Annotated in this window: 15 protein-coding genes and 2 pseudogenes; 11 read left to right on the top strand and 6 right to left on the bottom strand. The window is 75.5% G+C overall.

The annotated features are described in order from the left end of the window. Positions 1–458: pseudogene (locus ACFPBZ_RS22245) on the top strand (hypothetical protein); the annotation flags it as partial. Here the strand turns inward: ACFPBZ_RS22245 and radA are convergent. Beyond that, positions 427–1,860, bottom strand: coding sequence for a DNA repair protein RadA (gene radA, locus ACFPBZ_RS22240; RefSeq protein ID WP_378038296.1), 1,434 nt, complete (start codon positions 1,858–1,860; stop codon positions 427–429). The pseudogene ACFPBZ_RS22245 and the gene radA overlap by 32 nt on opposite strands. A gap of 167 nt (positions 1,861–2,027) precedes the next feature. On the opposite strand from radA, the gene helR reads away from it, so the two are divergent. Then, positions 2,028–4,160, top strand: a complete 2,133-nt coding sequence (gene helR / locus ACFPBZ_RS22235) for an RNA polymerase recycling motor ATPase HelR (RefSeq protein WP_378038295.1) — start codon at positions 2,028–2,030, stop codon at positions 4,158–4,160. A gap of 70 nt (positions 4,161–4,230) precedes the next feature. On the opposite strand, the gene ACFPBZ_RS22230 is transcribed toward helR, so the two are convergent. After that, a complete protein-coding gene (locus ACFPBZ_RS22230; protein WP_378038294.1) occupies positions 4,231–4,779 on the bottom strand; it encodes a copper chaperone PCu(A)C domain-containing protein in 549 nt (182 codons plus the stop codon). Positions 4,780–5,031: 252 nt separating this feature from the next. Here ACFPBZ_RS22230 and ACFPBZ_RS22225 point away from each other — a divergent pair, with 252 nt between their 5' ends. The 7 genes from ACFPBZ_RS22225 (at position 5,032) to rlmB (ending at position 11,595) form a co-directional block, all read left to right on the top strand. Further along, the gene (locus ACFPBZ_RS22225) at positions 5,032–5,514 is read left to right on the top strand and encodes a CarD family transcriptional regulator (RefSeq protein ID WP_116707106.1); all 483 of its coding nucleotides are present in this window, start codon (positions 5,032–5,034) and stop codon (positions 5,512–5,514) included. Between the two features lies 1 nt (position 5,515). Beyond that, positions 5,516–6,175 carry a 2-C-methyl-D-erythritol 4-phosphate cytidylyltransferase gene (gene ispD / locus ACFPBZ_RS22220; RefSeq protein ID WP_378038293.1) on the top strand — a complete coding sequence of 220 codons (660 nt, stop codon included), beginning with the start codon at positions 5,516–5,518 and terminating at the stop codon, positions 6,173–6,175. Then, entirely contained in the window at positions 6,172–6,636 is a 465-nt protein-coding gene (gene ispF / locus ACFPBZ_RS22215) for a 2-C-methyl-D-erythritol 2,4-cyclodiphosphate synthase (RefSeq protein WP_378038292.1), read from the top strand. Before ispD ends, ispF begins: the two co-directional genes overlap by 4 nt. Before the next feature lie 239 nt (positions 6,637–6,875). Then, the gene (locus ACFPBZ_RS22210; protein ID WP_378038291.1) at positions 6,876–8,339 is read left to right on the top strand and encodes a hypothetical protein; all 1,464 of its coding nucleotides are present in this window, start codon (positions 6,876–6,878) and stop codon (positions 8,337–8,339) included. Beyond that, positions 8,336–9,064 (top strand): ESX secretion-associated protein EspG, encoded by a 729-nt coding sequence (locus ACFPBZ_RS22205; RefSeq protein WP_378038290.1) that lies wholly within the window; start codon positions 8,336–8,338, stop codon positions 9,062–9,064. The genes ACFPBZ_RS22210 and ACFPBZ_RS22205 overlap by 4 nt, the downstream gene beginning before the upstream one ends. 36 nt (positions 9,065–9,100) lie before the next feature. Beyond that, positions 9,101–10,519, top strand: a complete 1,419-nt coding sequence (gene cysS / locus ACFPBZ_RS22200; RefSeq protein WP_378038289.1) for a cysteine--tRNA ligase — start codon at positions 9,101–9,103, stop codon at positions 10,517–10,519. Between the two features lie 2 nt (positions 10,520–10,521). Further along, positions 10,522–11,595 carry a 23S rRNA (guanosine(2251)-2'-O)-methyltransferase RlmB gene (gene rlmB / locus ACFPBZ_RS22195; protein ID WP_378038288.1) on the top strand — a complete coding sequence of 358 codons (1,074 nt, stop codon included), beginning with the start codon at positions 10,522–10,524 and terminating at the stop codon, positions 11,593–11,595. A gap of 25 nt (positions 11,596–11,620) precedes the next feature. On the opposite strand, the gene ACFPBZ_RS22190 is transcribed toward rlmB, so the two are convergent. Beyond that, positions 11,621–12,517 carry an alpha/beta fold hydrolase gene (locus ACFPBZ_RS22190; protein ID WP_378038287.1) on the bottom strand — a complete coding sequence of 299 codons (897 nt, stop codon included), beginning with the start codon at positions 12,515–12,517 and terminating at the stop codon, positions 11,621–11,623. A 70-nt stretch (positions 12,518–12,587) separates the two neighbouring features. Here ACFPBZ_RS22190 and ACFPBZ_RS22185 point away from each other — a divergent pair. After that, a pseudogene (locus tag ACFPBZ_RS22185) lies at positions 12,588–13,418 on the top strand (ATP-binding protein); the annotation flags it as partial. Here the strand turns inward: ACFPBZ_RS22185 and ACFPBZ_RS22180 are convergent. The 3 genes from ACFPBZ_RS22180 to ACFPBZ_RS22170 are packed head-to-tail and all read right to left on the bottom strand — an operon-like array spanning position 13,385 to position 16,085. After that, positions 13,385–14,296, bottom strand: coding sequence for a metal ABC transporter permease (locus ACFPBZ_RS22180; RefSeq protein WP_378038286.1), 912 nt, complete (start codon positions 14,294–14,296; stop codon positions 13,385–13,387). The pseudogene ACFPBZ_RS22185 and the gene ACFPBZ_RS22180 sit on opposite strands and share 34 nt — an antisense overlap. After that, positions 14,293–15,123, bottom strand: coding sequence for a metal ABC transporter ATP-binding protein (locus ACFPBZ_RS22175; RefSeq protein WP_378038285.1), 831 nt, complete (start codon positions 15,121–15,123; stop codon positions 14,293–14,295). The genes ACFPBZ_RS22180 and ACFPBZ_RS22175 overlap by 4 nt, the downstream gene beginning before the upstream one ends. A gap of 17 nt (positions 15,124–15,140) precedes the next feature. Next, entirely contained in the window at positions 15,141–16,085 is a 945-nt protein-coding gene (locus tag ACFPBZ_RS22170; RefSeq protein ID WP_378038284.1) for a metal ABC transporter solute-binding protein, Zn/Mn family, read from the bottom strand. A gap of 194 nt (positions 16,086–16,279) precedes the next feature. Between ACFPBZ_RS22170 and ACFPBZ_RS22165 the strand changes: the two genes are divergently transcribed. After that, positions 16,280–17,371: a LacI family DNA-binding transcriptional regulator gene (locus tag ACFPBZ_RS22165; RefSeq protein WP_378038283.1), complete on the top strand. Its 1,092-nt coding sequence runs from the start codon at positions 16,280–16,282 to the stop codon at positions 17,369–17,371. Positions 17,372–17,379 lie beyond the last annotated feature (8 nt).

The raw sequence follows: 17,379 nt of genomic DNA, 5'->3' as shown, positions 1-17,379 counted from the left end.
CGGGCGCGGCCGGCGACGCGCCCGCGCCCTCCCCGCGCGCCGCCGCACCGGCCCCGGCGCCCGCGGCCGGGCCCTGCGCCGACTCCGCGCTGAAGGTCGCCGCACGCACCGACAAGCCCCGCTACGGCAGCGGCGAGCGCCCGCTGTTCAGCCTCGTCGTCACCAACACCGGCAAGGCGCCCTGCACCCGCGACGTCGGGCCCGCCCGCACCGCCATGGCCGTCGTCGTGAAGGCGGGCGACGGGCTCTGGGGCAGCGACGACTGCGCCCCCGGCGGCGACCCCGACGTGCGCACCCTCGCCCCCGGCCAGGAGCAGGTGATCAGCCTGCGCTGGGCGGGCCGCACCTCGCTGCCCGGCTGCCCGAGCGGGCGCGCGGCGGTGCCGAGCGGCGACTACCAGCTGCTCACCCGCCTCGACGGGACCGTCAGCGCCCCGGCGCCGTTCTCCCTCGCTTAGCCCCACCCCCCAGGCCTACCGCGTCGAGCGCGCCCCGCAGGTCGTCGACCTCGGTGATCGTCATCCCGGGCGGCGCGACGGTGCCGGGCCCGAACGGCACGATCGCCTTCGGCACCCCGAGCCGCGCGGCCTCGGCCAGCCGCCGGTCGGTGGCCGGGACACGGCGGACCTCCCCGGTGAGCCCGACCTCGCCGAGCACCACCGTCCCGTAGGGCAGCGGGGAGTCGCGCGCCGAGGAGGCGATGGCGAGCGCGATCGCGAGGTCGGCCGCCGGCTCGCGGAGCTTCATCCCGCCGACGGTCGCGGCGAAGACGTCGTGCTGGGCCAGCGACAGGCCGCAGCGCTGCTGGAGCACGGCCAGGATCTTCAGGACGCGCGCGGACTCGACGTCGGAGACCGTGCGCCTCGCCGGGGCGTCGCCGCCGACGCGGGAGACCAGCCCCTGCACCTCGGCCATCAGCGGCCGCCGGCCCTCCATCGCGACCGTCACCGCCTGCCCGGGCACCGTGCCCGTCATGGTCCCGACGAACAGGCCCGTGGGGTCGGTCACCTCGGTGATGCCGCCGTCGAACATCTCGAAGCACCCGACCTCGTCCGAGGGCCCGAAGCGGTTCTTGAGCCCGCGGACCATCCGCAGCGTGGAGTGCGTCTCGCCCTCGAAGCCCAGCACCACGTCGACGAGGTGCTCGAGCGTGCGCGGCCCGGCGACGGCGCCGTCCTTCGTGACGTGGCCGATCAGCACCACCGGCAGGTCGCGCTGTTTGGCCAGGGCGACCAGCGCGCTGGTGACCGCCCGGACCTGGGAGACGCCGCCGGGCGTGCCCTCGACCTCGGGCGAGCCGATCGTCTGCACCGAGTCGACCACCAGGAGCCCCGGATCGACCGCCTCGACGTGGGCGGCGATCTCCTCCAGGTCGGCCGTGGCGGAGAGGAACAGGTGCGGCGCGACGGCCCCGGTGCGCTCCGCCCGCAGCCGCACCTGGCCCGCCGACTCCTCGCCGGTGACGTAGAGGACCGTCCCGCCCATGCGTGCCCGCCGGGCCGCGACCTCGAGCAGCAGCGTGGACTTGCCCACCCCCGGCTCCCCGGCCAGCAGGATCACCGCGCCCGGCACCAGGCCGCCGCCGAGCACCCGGTCGAGCTCGCCGACCCCGGTGGGACGGCTGGTGACGGTCTCGAGGCCGACCTCGGTGATGGACCGCACGGGGCTCGCCGGCCGGGAGGCGGGCTTCGGTGCCCCGCCGGGCGCCCCCACGGCCGCGGCCGGCGGCAGGCCCTCCTCGATGGTGCCCCAGCCGCCGCAGCCCGGGCAGCGCCCGAGCCACTTCGCCGCGACGTGCCCGCACGCCGTGCACTCGAAGCCGCGGCCCCTGGCCTTCGTCGTGCCGCTCCTGGTGACCACGGCCCGGAGAGTAGGCGGGGGGTCCGACAGCCTCGTCGGGACTCGTCGCCGGAGGTCACCCGTCGCTCCCGCCGTATCGAACGTATAGCTGGTGGTGGGGCTTCCGGCAAGCCCCGGGTGGTGGCCCAGACTTCGCGGGCACCGAAGCGACGGAGGGAGTCCCCAGAGTGATCCGGGAGCACGACGAGGAACTGCGGGCCGAGCAGGACCACGTGGCGGATCTGCACGCGCGGCTCGACGCCGAGCGGGCGCGGGTGGGGGAGGAGTACCGGGCGGCGCTGCTGGGGACCGGCGGCTCACCGATGGAGCGCGACGTCCAGGTCCGGGCGTCGGCCGGGCGGCTCCGGCGGCTCGACGTGGCCGACGACGGGCTGTGCTTCGGGCGGCTCGACGGCATCGAGGGGGAGCGCTCCTACATCGGCCGGATCGGGCTGCGCGACGAGCACGACGAGCCGGTGCTGCTCGACTGGCGCGCCCCGGCCTCGCGCGCCTTCTACGTCGCCACGGCCGCGCACCCGGAGGGCGTGCGGCGGCGGCGCCAGTTCCACACCCGCGGACGGCGGGTGCTCGACTTCACCGACGAGGTGCTCGGCCGCCCCGGCGACGGCGAGCAGGGCGACTCGGCGCTGCTCGCGGCGATCGACGCCCCGCGCGGCGAGGGGATGCGCGACATCGTCGCGACCATCCAGGCCGAGCAGGACGAGGTGATCCGGCTCGACCACCCGGGCGTCGTCGTGATCGAGGGCGGGCCGGGCACCGGCAAGACCGTCGTCGCGCTGCACCGGGTGGCCTACCTGCTCTACACCCAGCGCGAGCGCATGGAGCGCCACGGCGTGCTCGTCGTCGGGCCGAACCGGGCGTTCCTGCACCACGTCGGCCGGGTCCTGCCGTCCCTCGGCGAGTCCGAGGTGGTGTTCTCGACGACCGGCGAGTTCATCCCGGGCCTGCGCGTCACCGCCGACGACAGCCCCGGCGCCACCGCCAGCAAGGGCGCGATCGCGGCCCTCGACGTGCTCGCGGCGGCCGTCGCCGAGCAACAGCGGCTGCCCGACGAGCCCATGACGATCGCCGTGGGCGACGTCCCGTTGCAGATCGACGCCGCGACGGCCCGGTGGGCGCGCGACGAGGCCCGCGCCAGCGGCCGGCCGCACAACCAGGCACGGGCGGTGTTCGCCGAGATCCTGACCTACGTGCTCACCGAGCGGGCCGCCACGCAGATGGGGAAGGGCTGGATCGACCGCCAGGACCGCGCGACGCGGCAGGAGCTGATCGCGGAGCTGCGCGTCGAGCTCGCCGGCGACGACGCCTTCGCCCGGATCCTGGACGTCCTCTGGCCGGTCCTCACCCCGGAGACGCTGCTCGCCGGGCTCTTCTCCTCGGTCGAGCGCCTGCGCGCCGCCGGCGCCGACCCGTCGTGGTGGCGCGCGGACGGCACGGCCTGGACCGTGCCCGACGTCCCCCTGCTCGACGAGCTCATCGACCTCCTGGGGCCCGACCCCGACGAGGCGCGCGCCACCGACCGCGCCGAGCAGGAACGGCGCCAGGAGGCCGACTACGCCGACCGCGTGCTGGAGGGCCTGGCCCTCGACGACGAGGAGAAGGACGAGGACCTGGGGCTGTCCCCGGAGAACCTGCTCCGCGCCGACGAGCTGGCCGACCGGTTCGTCGAGGAGGACGTCCGCGGCCTCGTCGAACGCGCGACCTCCGACCGCGACTGGACCTACCGTCACGTCGTCGTCGACGAGGCCCAGGAGCTCTCCGAGATGGAGTGGCGGGTGCTCATGCGCCGCTGCCCGGGGCGCTCGTTCACCGTGGTCGGGGACCTGGCGCAGCGCCGGTCGCCGGCGGGCGCGCGGTCGTGGGCCGCGGTGCTGGATCGCTACGTGCCGGGCCGCTGGGCCTACCGGTCGCTGACCGTGAACTACCGCACGCCCGCCGAGATCATGGCCGTCGCCGCGGAGCTGCTCGCCGAGTTCGCGCCCGACGTCGTCCCGCCCGAGTCGGTGCGCTCCACCGGCGTCCCGCCGTGGACGCGGAAGGTGGACGGCGACGAGGAGCTGCAGGCGGTGATCGCGGAGTTCAATCGCGACGAGGCCGGGCGCGAGGGGACGAGCACCGTCATCGGCCCGCCCGGGACGCCGAACACCGTGCCCCCGTCGGAGACGAAGGGGCTCGAGTTCGACGCCGTGCTCGTCGTCGACCCGGACGGCATCCGGGCGCAGGGCCCGCGGGGCGTGGCCGAGCTCTACGTCGCGCTCACCCGCGCGACGCAGCGGCTCGGGCAGGTGCTCCGCCCGTGAGGTGCTTCGCCCGTGAGCACTAGTCCGTGCCCAGGGACGGATTAGTGCTCACAGGCGCTTCGCGCACCCCCTAGCTCGCGGGGATCGCACCCGTCGAGCTCAGGTTGACGGGGACCGTGACGGAGCCGCCGCGGGCGAACGTGAAGGTGACCGGGTAGGTCGGGCCCTCGTGCAGGACCTGCGTGACACCCGCGAGGGTGATCCGCATCGTTCCGTTGACCTGGGTGGGCGAGGGCGGGCCGACCGGGCCCGGCTCGGAGCCGACCATGCGCGTGGCCGAGTTGCCGGGGATCGTCGTGAAGCCCTCGGCGCGGACCTGGGTCGCGTACGGGGAGGACACCGACACGAGCTGATCGGAGGCCAGTGCCTGGTTGATCAGCGTGCCGCGCACGGTGACGGTCGCGCCGGCGGGCACGACGACCTCCGGGCCCGGGTCGAGCGTCACGTCGCGCAGCAGGAGCTCCCCGGCCTGGGCCTGGGTGCCGACCACCGACGAGACGGTGGTGTCGGTCTGGGTGACGGCGCCGGCGCTGCAGCCCGAGAGGACCAGGGCGGCCGAGCCGAGCAGGGTCGCGGCGAGCGTCGCCGTGCGAGCGCGTCCCGTCGGGCGGCGGGTCATGACGCGGGGTCCTCCTCGGCGCGGGCATTCGGTCGATCGAACGGCGACACCCTAGCCCCCGCGCCCCCTCGTCGCCCCCGCACAGCCGGGCCCCGACCCCGCCGTCGGGCTCCCGGACGGCCCTCCCGACCTCGGCGAGCACGGCCCCGCGCCACTTGTCAACCCCCTGACCTGCGAAGACGGGCGAGCGCCCTGCGGAGCACGTGTCGCAGTCGTGTTAACCTGGAGCCAGCGAAAGGGGCTAGAGGACACATGGTTTTCAAGGTCGGCGAGACCGTCGTCTACCCGCACCACGGTGCCGCTCTCATCGAGGCGATCGAGACCCGGACGATCAAGGGCGAGGAAAAGAAGTACCTCGTCCTGAAGGTTGCCCAGGGCGACCTCACGGTCCGGGTCCCCGCGGACAATGCCGAGATCGTCGGCGTCCGCGATGTGGTCGGCCAGGAGGGTCTGGACCGGGTGTTCGAGGTGTTGCGTGCCCCGCACACCGAGGAGCCGACCAACTGGTCGCGCCGGTACAAGGCGAACCTCGAGAAGCTCGCGTCGGGTGATGTCAACAAGGTGGCCGAGGTCGTCCGCGACCTCTGGCGCCGTGAGAAGGACCGCGGCCTGTCGGCCGGCGAGAAGCGCATGCTCGCCAAGGCCCGGCAGATCCTCGTGAGCGAGCTCGCGCTCGCCGAGGGCACCGACGAGGTGGCCGCCGAGTCCCTGCTGGACCAGGTGCTCGCCTCCTGAGGTGAGGGTCGCGGCCGTGGTGCCGGCGGCCGGTTCCGGGGAACGTCTCGGGGCCGGTCTGCCGAAGGCACTCGTCGAGGTGGCCGGCGTCGCCATGGTGACGCGGGCCGTCGACGGGTTGCTGGCGTCGGGCATCGTCGACGACGTGATCGTCGTCGCCCCGGCGGAGCATCTCGAGGCGATGAGGGCGGTCGTCCCGACGACGGCCCGGGTCGTCCCGGGTGGCCACGACCGCGTGGCCTCCGTCGCGTGCGGCCTGCAGGCGATCGGTTGCGCGGACGTCGTGCTCGTGCACGACGCCGCGCGCTGCCTGTGCCCGCCGGAGGTGGTCCGCGCCGTGGCGAAGGCCGTCGGTGACGGCCATGTCGCCGTCGTCCCCGCGATCCCGGTCGCCGACACGGTGCGCCGCGCCGACGCCGAGGGGCGTGTCGTCCTGGTGGACCGGACCGGTCTGCTCGCCGTGCAGACGCCGCAGGGGTTCGACCCCGCGGTGCTGCGACGCGCCCACGAGGCCGCCGGGGACAACCGCGCGACCGACGACGCCGGGCTCGTCGAGGCGATCGGGGCCGAGGTCGTCACCGTGCCGGGTGATCCTCGTGCGTTCAAGGTCACGTCCCCGCTCGACCTCGCGATGGCCGACGCGCTGGCGAGGCTCACGTGAGGGTGGGCATCGGCACCGACGTGCACCCGCTGACCGCCGACGCGCCCTGCTGGGTGGCCGGGCTGCTGTGGGAGGGCGAACCGGGCTGCGCCGGGCACTCCGACGGCGACGTCGCCGCGCACGCCCTCTGCGACGCGATCCTGTCCGCCGCCGGGCTCGGTGACGTCGGCGCGGTGTTCGGCACCGGGCGCCCGGAGTGGGCGGGCGCGTCCGGGGTGCGCCTGCTCGGTGAGGTGCGTCGCCTCGTCCACGACGACGGCTGGCGGCTCGGCAACGCCGCGGTGCAGGTGATCGGGAACCGGCCCAAGATCGGGACCCGGCGCCGGGAGGCCGAGGAGGCGCTCTCGGAGGCCGCGGGTGGACCCGTGTCGGTCTCGGGCACGACGTCCGACGGGCTCGGGCTGACCGGGCGCGGTGAGGGGCTCGCCGCCGTGGCGACCGCTCTTCTTCTGCCGCTCTGACTCTCCGGGCCCCGCTGTCAGCGATGGCACGTCGCTGACGCTGAATGTCAGCGATGGCACATCGCTGGCATCCAGGGCGTCGAGGACGGGCGAGGGCCGCGGCGGATCCGTGTCCGTCGGACACGGTCGGCGAGTGCCGGTCCGCTCCACTGACCTCCGGCCCGCCCTCGCGGGTTTCCCGGAACCGCACCCACGGCTCGACGCGGCGTGCTTGCCTTCTCCGTGAGGGGAGGCCGGCCGTGTTCGACGTGAACTGGGAGGCGCGCTCGCACGCCGACATCCACGCGCAGCTGCAGGGCCGCGGCGGCGGGTTCACCGACGCCGGCGGCGCCTGGAACCAGCTGGCGACTCGGCTGCGCGACGTCGCGGGCACGGTCGAGCGCGCCACCGGCGGGATCGCCGCCACCCGCACCGGGGTGGCCGCGCAGGCGGCGCAGGGCTCGGTCGGGCCGATGGGGGCGTGGGCGGCGGAGGCCCGGACGTTCAGCGACTCGGTGGGCGCCGTCTCCTATGAGCAGAACCGGGCGCTGGCCTCCACCCGGGCGGCGGTCGGGCCCCCGGTGCCACGCCCGCCCGTCCCGCTGAGCACCTGGGAGGGCGTCGGCGCACTCGCGGCCCTCGACGTCGACACGGCCGAGCGCGCGTCGTCCGACGCCGCGAACCGGGCCCGCGCCGCCATGGGGCGCTACCAGGAGTTCAGCTCGCTCCGGGCCTCCGAGCTGCCCCGGTTCGCGGCGCCGACCCAGGGGCCGCCGCAGGTGGGGGTGGCGGTGCCCAGCGGTGCCGGTGGCGTGGGCGGCCGCGGTGCAGGTGGGGTGCCCGGCACGACGACGCCCGGTGCGGGCGGTGCCTCGGCCGGCACGGGAGGGCCGGGCGGCCCGGCGGGTCCGGGGGGCGCCGCAGTACCCGGTGGAGCAGCAGGGCCAGGTGGTCCGGCGGGGCGGGGTGGCGCAGCAGTGCCGGGTGGAGCCGCCGGGCCAGGGAGCGCGGGAGCGCCGGGCGGCACCGCGATCCCGGGTGGCGCGGCCCGCCCGGGCGGCTCTGCGGGATCCGGTGGCGCAGCTGTGCCCGGCAGGCCGACGGCGCCGGGTCCGGCCGGGACCGCTGGTGGTGGCGTCGTGCCCGGGGCCACACCTGGAGCGGTCCCGCCTCGCTCTGGCGCGCCGGGGTCGGGTGGTGCCCTGCCGAGCGGCACGGGTCCGGGGAGCGCGGGTCCGACAAGGACGGCGCCGGGAGCCATCGGGCCCGGTGCGTCGACCGGCGCCGGTGCCGCACGTCCGACCTTGCCCGGCGCCGTCCCGTCCACGGGCGGCGGGGTCCTCGGCACCGGCGCGGGCAGCGGCTTCGGGCCACCCGGCTCCGGCACCACCACCGGAAGCGCCGTCACCGGGAGCGCGGGCAGCGGGAACACCGGCACCACCAGCCCGGGTCCCACGTCGGCCTCCGGCGTCCGCCCCTCCCTCGAGCCCGGCCTGCGACCGGGCGGCAGCGGGTCGGTGCTCGAGCCCGCCCTCGGGGGCCGGGCTGCCGCGAGCGCGGCCGAGCGCGGCGCGATGCCGTTCGCCCCGCTCGGCGGCATGAGTACCAGCGCGTCCGACGGGCAGCGGCTGCCGCGGGCCGCCTACCTCGTCGAGGACGACCCCGACGCGATCACCGGAGGGCTGCCCCGCGTCGTGCCGCCGGTGATCGGGGACGTGCGGTGACGACGGTGGGCGAGCCGGTCGTCGGTCGGGTGCACCTCCGGCGTGGAGCGGTCGTCGCGCTGTGGCGCCGCCTGCGTCTCGGTGACCGCCCCGCCCTGCTCGACCTGCCCGACCACGGCGCCACCCTCGCCGAGCGCGACGCCGCCGACCGCGAGGCCCTCGCCGAGCTCCACCACCGCGGGCTCGACGACGACCTCGCCGACGCTCTCGCCGTCCTCGCCCGCCCGGAGGTCGACGTCGACCTGCGCTGCTGGGACCCCGACCCCCGCGGCTGGTTCGCGGCGGCGGCGGGGGAGCTGGCCGTGGTCGTCTCGCCCGGCGACGACGGCTGGACCCTCGACGTCGGGCCGCGCCCCGCGGGCGGGCTCGTCCGGGCCCTGGCGCTGCGCGTCCTCGCCCGCCTGCCCGACGAACCACCGGCGCCGGGTGCCTTCGACGCCCCGGCCGCCGCGTTCTTCGGCGACGCCCGGCCTCCAGTCGCGGCAGCCCTGAAGGTCACCACCCTCAGGGCCGCACCGCCGAAGCGACGGATACAGCTCGGCGCGGGGGTCCACGAGGGCGGCCACCGACGGCGGATCGGGCCGGTGACGGTGGTCGACGCCGGGCCGGGACGGATGATCGTCGAGGTCGACGGCGGGACGGTCCGCGTGCGCCCGGGCGATCGCGCGGGCATCGTCGGGAATCTCCTGCGGGAGCCCGGGGTCCGGGGCCCCACCCTCCCGTGACGAGTGCCACGACCTGCGGTCCGTAGGATCCGGACGGTGAGCCTGCACCTGTACGACACCGCTGCACGCGCGCTGCGGGAGTTCCACCCGCAGCACGAGGGCCGGGCGTCGATCTACGTGTGTGGGGCGACGGTGCAGGGGGTGCCGCACGTCGGGCACGTCCGGTCCAGTGTGAACTTCGACGTCCTGCGCCGCTGGCTCACCCACCAGGGGCTGGACGTGAGCCTCGTCCGCAACGTCACCGACATCGACGACAAGATCCTCACCAAGGCCGCCGAGCACGGCCGCCCGTGGTGGGAGTGGGCGGCCACGCACGAGCGCGCGTTCACCGCCGCGTTCGACGCGCTGGGCTGCCTGCCGCCGTCGGTGGAGCCGCGCGCCACCGGCCACGTGACCGAGATGGTGGAGCTGATCTCCCGGCTGATCGACGCCGGGCACGCCTACCCCTGCGACAACGGGTCGGGCGACGTCTACTTCGCCGTCGGCACGTGGCCGCAGTACGGCTCGCTGTCGGGGCAGAAGCCCGACGAGGTGGAGCAGGGCGAGCAGGCCTCGCGCGGCAAGCACGACCCGCGCGACTTCACGCTGTGGAAGGCCGCGAAGCCGGGCGAGCCGAGCTGGCCGACGCCGTGGGGCCGGGGCCGGCCGGGCTGGCACCTGGAGTGCTCGGCGATGGCGACCCGCTACCTCGGGCCGTCGTTCGACATCCACGGCGGCGGGCTCGACCTGGTGTTCCCGCACCACGAGAACGAGCGTGCGCAGTCGAACGCGGCCGGCGACGGCTTCGCGAACTTCTGGCTGCACAACGCCTGGGTGACGATGTCGGGCGCGAAGATGTCGAAGTCGCTGGGCAACACCCTGACGATCCCCGCGGTGCTCGAGCGGGTCCGTGCGGTGGAGCTGCGCTACTACCTGGTCGCGCCGCACTACCGCTCGACCGTCGAGTACTCGGAGGCCGCGCTGGCCGAGGCGTCGGCGGGCTACCGGCGGATCGAGACGTTCGTGCGCCGCGTGCACGACCGCGTCGGCACGGTGGAGATCGCCGCGGGCAGCGACGCGATGACCGCGTTCGCGGCCGCCATGGACGACGACCTGGGCACCCCCTCGGCCCTCGCGGTGGTGCACGACCAGGTGCGCGCCGGCAACACGTCGCTCGACGAGGGCGACCGCGCGGGTGCGCTGGCTGCGGCCGGGGCGGTGCGGGAGATGACCGGGGTGCTCGGGCTCGACCCGCTCGACCCGCACTGGGCGGGCACCCTCACCGGCGGCACCGACCACGCGCGCCACGCCCTCGGCACGCTCCTGGACGATCTTCTCGCGCAGCGGACCGACGCGCGGCGGAGCAAGGACTTCGCGCGCGCGGACGCGATCCGAGACCAACTGACCGCGGCCGGCGTCGGGATCGAGGACACCCCCGACGGACCGGTCTGGACCCTGAAGGACGACGAGCAGTAGCGATGGCTGGCAATTCCCGGCGCCCCGGCGCCCGACGCAACCCCGGTACCAAGAAGGGCCCCACCAAGGGCTCCGGCGGCAAGCGCAACAAGGGCCTCGAGGGCAAGGGCCCGACGCCGCCCGCGCACGAGCGCCCCAACCACAAGAGTTACAAGGGCGGGGGTTCCACCGGGAAGTCCGGGCAGGGCGCTCCGTCGAGCAGCCGGTCGGGGTCGCAGTCGGGCGCGCCCCGGCGTCCCACCACGTCGGAGCCGCGGCAGCGCGCCTCGTCGGCGCGGCGCGAGGCGCCGGACGGGCCGCAGATCGTCCTCGGGCGCAACCCCGTCATCGAGAGCCTGCGCGCGAACATCCCGGCGACGGCGCTGCACGTCGCGCAGGGCATCGAGGTCGACGACCGGGTGCGCGAGGCCCTGCGCATCGCGGGCGACCGGCGCATCGCCGTGCTCGAGGTGCCCCGCCACGACGTCGAGCGGCTCGCCGACGGCGCGGTCCACCAGGGCATCGCGCTCTCGGTGCCGCCCTTCGAGTACGCCCACCCCGACGACCTCCTCGAGCAGGCCCGGCAGGCCGCGCACCTCGCGCGGGTCGAGCCGCTGCTCGTCGCGCTCGACGGGGTCACCGACCCCCGCAACCTCGGCGCCGTCATCCGCAGCGCCGCCGCGTTCGGGGCGCACGGGGTGCTGCTGCCGCTGCGCCGCTCGGTCGGCGTGACGCCGGTGGCGTGGCGGACGTCGGCGGGCGCCGCGGCGCGCATGCCGATCGGGCGGGCGACCAACCTCTCGCGCACCCTGACGGCCTGGAACGACGAGGGCTTCGCCACGATCGGGCTCGACGGCGAGGTGTCGACGACGATCGACGACCTCGACGCCGTCGCGGGACCCGACGCCGCGCGCTCGCCCCTGGTCCTCGTCGTCGGGTCGGAGGGCAAGGGCCTCTCGCGCCTCGTCCGGGAGACCTGCACCGGCACCGTCGCCATCCCGATGGCGGGCGACACCGAGTCGCTCAACGCCTCCGTCGCGGCCGGCGTGGCGCTGGCCGAGGTCGCGAGGCGCCGCCGGGGTGCCGGAGCCCTGTGAGCACTAATCCGTGTCCAGGCACGGATTACTGCTCACGGGGCGTCAGCCACCCCTGCAGCTCCGACACCACCTGCTCCGGGGCCTCCTCGGGGATGAAGTGCCCGCTCGGCATCGCCCGGCCGGTCACGTCGGTGGCGTAGTCCTGCCACACCGCGACCGGCTCGTAGGCCTTCCCGACGAAGCCGTGCTCGCCCCAGAGCACCAGCAGCGGGCACGCGACGCGGTCCCCGGCGTCCCACGAGACCTCGTCGTCCTCCAGGTCCGACGACGCGCCCGCCTTGTAGTCGGCGGTGGTGGCGGCGATGCAGGCCGGGTCGGAGAAGTACCGGACGTAGTCGGCCATCACGTCGTCGGCGATCGTCACGCCGGGGGCGAGGAGCCGCTCGACCATCGTCCGGATCCAGAACTCGGGGGCGCCCGCGAGCAGGGTCTCCGGGACGTCGCCGCCCGTGGCGAGGAAGAACCAGTGGAAGTAGCCGTGGGCGAGGGCGCGGTCGACGTGGGTGAAGACGTGCCGGGTGGGGACGATGTCGAGCACGGCGAGCCGCGACACGGCGTCGGGGTGGTCGAGGGTGAGCCGGTGCGCGACGCGGGCGCCGCGGTCGTGCCCCACGAGGTCGAAGCGGTCGAACCCGAGCGATCGCATCACCGCGACCTGGTCGGCGGCCATCTCGCGCTTCGCGTAGCGGCGGTTCGCCTCGTCGGGCGCCGGCTTGTCCGACTCGCCGTAGCCGCGCAGGTCGGTGACGACGACCGTGTGGTCACGGGCGAGGGCCGGGGCGACGTCGCGCCACATCACGCTCGACTGCGGATAGCCGTGCAGCAGCAGCACCGGCGGCCCCTCGCCCCCGACCGCGGTGTGGATCGTCGTGCCGTCGGCGTCGACGTCCCGATAGGTGAAGGGCTCGGGCAGCTGGGCCATGGGCGGACCATAACTGCTCCGTACGGTCGGGCCGGGTCGGTGCCGAGTCGTGATCGCTTACCATGCGGACATGTCGGTGCCCGTGTTCGCGCACCGCGGGGTCTCCTACGACGACTCCGCGCAGCTCGGACGCTCCCTGGCCCCGGTCGTCGACCGGGCGGTCCGGGCCGGTGACGCGGTGGTCCTGGCCCTCGACGCGGAGGCGACGAGCGCCCTGGGTGCCTCCGTCGACCTCACCGCGGTCGAGCTCCTCGAGATCGACCGCCCCGTCCGCCAGGACGCCTTCCAGCTCGCGTCCCGCCGGGCCACCGCGGCCATCGCCGCCGCTCGCGACGGCATCGCGAGCCTGCTCGTCACCCAGCCGCTGCCCTCGCTCGACATGCCCGACAGCTACTGGCTCCGGCTCGAGGCCGCCCTCGACGCCGCCCTGGTGCACCTGCCGGTGACCCTGCTGTGTGCCTACCGGACAGCGCTCGCGGCCTACCGGGCCTGCCACCCGCAGGTCGGCCCGCTCGCCGCCCCGCACGACAACCCCGGCTACCAGGCCCCGCCCGACGTCGTCCGGGACCTGCCCGGCGTCGTCGTCCCGCCGCCGCCCGCACACGCGGCGGCCTGGCAGTTCACCTCGTCGGGCCTCACCACCCTGCGCCGCGCCCTGACCGAGCGGGTCGTCGCCGCGGGGCTCGACCGGGAGGCCGGCGAGGACCTCGTCTACTCGGCGAGCGAGATCGCGACGAACGCCGTGGAGCACGGCAGCGGCGCCGGCACCCTGTGGACCTGGGTCGACGGGGACGAGGTGGTGTGCCTCGTCGCCGACCGCGGCCACCTGACCGACCCGTTCCCCGGCGTGGTGCCGCCGTCGGTGGATCAGGGCCGCGGGCGCGGGCTCTGGCTCGCGAGGGCGCTCTGCGACGAGGTCGACGTCGAGTCGGGCGCAGCGGGCACCAGGGTGCGGTTGGTCCGCCGCCTCGTGCGCAGCGAGCCGATGAGCCGGCAGATCAGGTAGGTCACGAACGCGATCCCCGCGACGAACGGGCTGATCGGCAGCCCGGGCGCCAGGGACAGCACGATGCCGCCCAGCACGGCGACCTCGGCGAACACGACCGCCAGCACGGTCGCCCGCAGCGGGGACGCGGTGAGGCGCGCGGCCGCGGCCGCCGGAGTGATCAGCAGCGAGAGCACCAGCAGGGCCCCGACGATCTGCACCCCCAGTGCCGTCGTCGCGCCCAGCAGGACGGCGAAGGCGATCGCGAGCGCGCGGACCGGGACGCCGCGGGCCGCGGCCATCGTCGGGTCGAGCGAGGCGAACAGCAGCGGCCGGTAGGCGACGCCCAGCACCCCGATCACGACGACGCCCGTGACGGCCAGGGAGATCAGGTCGCCCGTGTCGACGCCGACGATCTGCCCGACGAGCAGGCCGAACTTGTTGGCCGAGCGGCCGGTGTAGAGCGACTGGAAGAGCACGCCCAGGCCGAGGCCGAACGAGAGCAGGACGCCGATCACCGAGTCGCGCTCGTGGGCGGCGAGCCCCAGCGCGCCGAACACCAGCGCGACCAGCACCGCGCCCACCAGCGCGCCCCAGCCCACCGCGCTGGCGCCGAAGAGCAGCAGCGCACCCGCGCCGCCGGCGAAGGAGAGCTCGGCGGTGCCGTGGACGGCGAACGCCATGCCGCGCCCCACCACCAGGGGGCCGAGCAGCCCGGCGAGCAGGGCGAGGACCGCGCCGGCGATGAGCGCCTGCTGGACGAAGCCCTGGTCGAGCAGGTCGAGCGTGGTCATCGCGCGCCGACCTCCGCAGCCGGGCGTGCGGCATCGTCGGGAACGCAGTGCACCGGTGACTCCTCCGCGCCCACGACGAGGATGCGGCCGCGGACCCGCACCACCTCCACCTCGGTGCGGTAGAGCTCCGAGAGGTTCTCCGAGGTCATGACCTCCTCGGGCGTGCCGACGCGGAAGCGGCCGTCGACGAGGTAGAGCACCCGGTCGACCACCGGGAGCACCGGGTTGAGCTCGTGCGTGACGAAGACGACCGCGGTGCCGTGCTCGCGGCGGCGCCGGTCGACCAGCTCGACGACCGCGCGCTGGCGGGCGAGGTCGAGGGAGAGCAGCGGCTCGTCGGCGAGGAGCAGCGACGGGTCGCCCACCAGCGCCTGCGCCACCCGCAGCCGTTGCTGCTCGCCACCGGAGAGCGACCCGACGGGTGCGTCGGCGTACTCGAGGGCGTCGACCTGGCGCAGGGCCTCGTGCACGCGTTCCCGACGACGCGCGCGGCCGGACAGCCCCGGCCCCCACCGGTGGCCGTCGAGCCCGAGCCCGACGAGGTCGCGGCCCCGCAGCGGGGTGAGCGGGTCGAGCGCGCGCTGCTGGGGGATGTAGCCGACCGTCGGGTTGCCGCGGCGCGGCGCCGTCCCCTGCACCGCGACCGTGCCGGCCGAGAGCGGCAGGAGCCCGAGCAGGACCTGCAGGAGCGTCGTCTTGCCCGAGCCGTTGGGGCCGAGGACGGCGACGAACTCCCCGGGCGTGATCTGGAGGTCGAGCTGGGACCAGAGGGTGCGCGGGCCGCGGCGCAGTTCTGCGCCTGCCAGCTCCACGGCCGGGGAGACCATCGCGTGCGACCTCGTTCCTAGGCGGGAGCGCCGACGGCCCTGGCGAGGGCCGCCCGCGTGGAGTCCACCCACTGCAGGTAGTCGGTGACGCCGCCGGGCAGCGTCTCGGTGACCTCGACGACGGGCACGCCCGCGGCGTTCGCCGTGTCGCGCAGGCCCGCCACCACCGGGGTCTCCGTCTGGGGATTGAACACCAGCGCACCGACGGTCCGGGCGGTCAGGGCGTCGCGGACCTGCACGAGTGACGAGGCCGAGGGGTCGGTCTCGTTCTCGACGGCCTCGACGAAGTCCTGCGGTGTCGTGTCCTCGACCCCGGCGGTCTCCAGCAGGTAGTGCGCGATCGGTTCGGTGGAGATGACCCGGGTGCCGGGCTTCGCGGCCCCGATCTGAGCGGTCTGCGCGGCGGCCTGGTCGACGCGGGCGCTGAAGGCCTGGGCGCGCTGCTGCAGCGCGGCGGCCTGGGCGGGCTCGGCGGCACCGAGGCGCTGGGCGACCTGGGCGGCGACCCCCTTGACCGCGGTGGGGTCGAACCAGACGTGCTCGTTCTCGTCGGCCTGGTCGGCCCGCAGGTCGAAGGCGCTGATCGTCTTGGCCTTCGCGGCCGGGTCGGCGTCGGCGATCTTCTCGGCGAACTCGTCGTAGCCGCCGCCGTTGGCCACCACCACGTCGGCCTCGTTGATCGAGGCCGCGTCGGCGGGGGTGCTCTCGTAGGAGTGGGGGTCGCCCGCGGGGTCGTTGATGATCGAGGTCACCTTGGCGTCGGGGCCCGCGACCGCGCTCGCGACGGCGCCCCAGACGTTGGTGGTGGCGACGACGGTCAGGGTCCCGGCGGGCGCGGCCTGCGCGGGAGGCGCGGGCGACGCGGCGGGCGCCGGTGCCTCGGAGCTCCCGCACCCGGCCACCAGCGTGAGGGCCGTCAGGGACCCCCCGACGGTGAGGGCGACGCGGCGGACGAGCGACATGGTGGGGGGCTCCTCGGGACGGACGGTGATCGGACCGGGGCTCCCGGGGTCATCCCACGGAGCCGGCGCGGCTAACGATAACCGTTGCCGTTTTCGTTCGCGAGAGTGGCCGGGGTGGCCGAGACGACACGAACGGGGGCTCGACCTGGACGCGCGCGGTGGCCCTAGATCGAAACAGTCGCTACGTTGCGCAGGTGGCAGAGGCACTCGAGGGTCGGAGGTCGACCCGTCGCACGGCGACGCTGGCCTCGTTGGCCGCCGAGCTCGGGGTGTCCCGGACGACGGTCTCCAACGCCTACAACCGGCCCGACCAGCTCTCGCCGGCGCTGCGTCGCCGCGTGCTCGACACCGCGCGCCGCCTCGGCTACCCGGGGCCCGACCCGGTCGCGCGGTCGCTGCGCACCCGCAAGGCCGGCGCCGTGGGTCTGCTGCTCACCGAGGCGCTGTCCTACGCCTTCCGCGACCCGGTGGCCATCCAGTTCCTCGAGGGCCTCGCGCTGGCCTGCGAGGACAACGGCTCCGGGCTGCTGCTGGTCCCGGTGAGCCCCGAGGCCGAGGACGTCGGCGCGGTCTCCCGCGCGGGCGTCGACGGCTTCGTCGTGTACTCCATGCCCGACGACGACGAGCACTTCGCCGCCGTCCTCGAGCGCCCGGTCCCCGTGGTGGTGTGCGACCAGCCGACCGACGTCCCCGACGTCGACCGGGTCGGCATCGACGACCAGGCCGCGATGGTCGAGCTCGCCCGCCACGTCGCGGAGCTGGGCCACCGGAAGATCGGCGTGCTCTGCATGCGCCTCTCGCTCGACCGCAACGACGGGTTCGCGTCGGTCGAACGGCAGGACTCGGCCCGCTACGAGGTGCAGCGCCGCCGCATCGCGGGCCTGCGCGACGGCTTCGTCGAGGCCGGCGTCGACTGGTCGACCGTGCCGGTCGTCGAGCGCTTCGACCACACCGAGGCCGCGGGCGCCAACGGGCTCGAGCAGATGCTCGCCCAGCACCCCGATGTCACCGCCGTGCTCTGCACCTCCGACATCCTCGCGCTCGGCGCCCTGCGCTCCGCCCGCAGCTCGGGCCGCGACGTGCCCGGCGAGCTCACCATCACCGGCTTCGACGGCGTGCCCGCGGCCGAGCGCAACGGGCTCACCACGGTGCGCCAGCCCTCGCTCGACAAGGGCCGCGCCGCGGGCGAGCTGCTGCTCGACCGCGGCGACCGGCAGCGGTCCCGCACCCTGCTCCTGCCGACGGAGCTCATGGTGCGGGCCACCTCCGGGCCCCCGCCCCGCTAGAAGATCCG

This window comes from Actinomycetospora atypica (assembly GCF_042653685.1).
GTDB lineage: Bacteria > Actinomycetota > Actinomycetes > Mycobacteriales > Pseudonocardiaceae > Actinomycetospora > Actinomycetospora atypica.
Note: the sequence above shows the minus strand (reverse complement) of the source record. Positions and strands in the feature narration are given on the sequence as shown.